This window comes from Micromonospora sp. M51, from assembly GCF_018070305.1.
GTDB lineage: Bacteria > Actinomycetota > Actinomycetes > Mycobacteriales > Micromonosporaceae > Micromonospora > Micromonospora parva.
The window spans coordinates 1-463 of record NZ_JAGPXZ010001501.1 but is presented as its reverse complement, the minus strand read 5'-3'; the positions used below and the strand labels follow the sequence as shown (position 1 = coordinate 463).

At 74.9% G+C, this 463-nt stretch carries 2 pseudogenes; both read right to left on the bottom strand.

The annotated features are described in order from the left end of the window. A pseudogene (locus KBX53_RS35660) lies at positions 1–186 on the bottom strand (AI-2E family transporter); the annotation flags it as partial. Between the two features lie 58 nt (positions 187–244). Beyond that, positions 245–463: pseudogene (locus KBX53_RS35655) on the bottom strand (spermine synthase); the annotation flags it as partial.

Here is a 463-nt window from a genome sequence, read left to right as displayed (position 1 = left end):
GACAAGGCGACGTTGCAACCGGTCGACGAGGGGTTTGAGCGCGACCGCGAAGAACGCGGCGAGCACCGCCCAGACCAGCACCCGGCGGGTCGCGTACACGAAGCCCAGCGCGAGGGCGGTCGCCAGCACCAGACCGATCACGACCAGGGTGCGACGCGCGGTGCCCCGGACGTCGGTGTTGCTCATCCGGCGCGCCTTCCCCGCGCAGACCGTCGGAAACCCGGCACGGCGGGCGCAACGGCGATCAGCGCCCGGAGGTGCCGTCCGCGTCGGTGACGGGGTGGGCCCCGGCGACGAACGTGTCGAGCGCGGCGGCGTGCAACAGACCCCCGGGCACCGGGTCACGCAGGGCGGCCACCGCCAACCGGGCGACCGGCAGCCCGCCGGGGCGGGAGGTGGCGGCCAACACCAGATTGCCGTACCGGCGGCCGCGCAACATCCGCCGGTCGCCGACCACGCACAC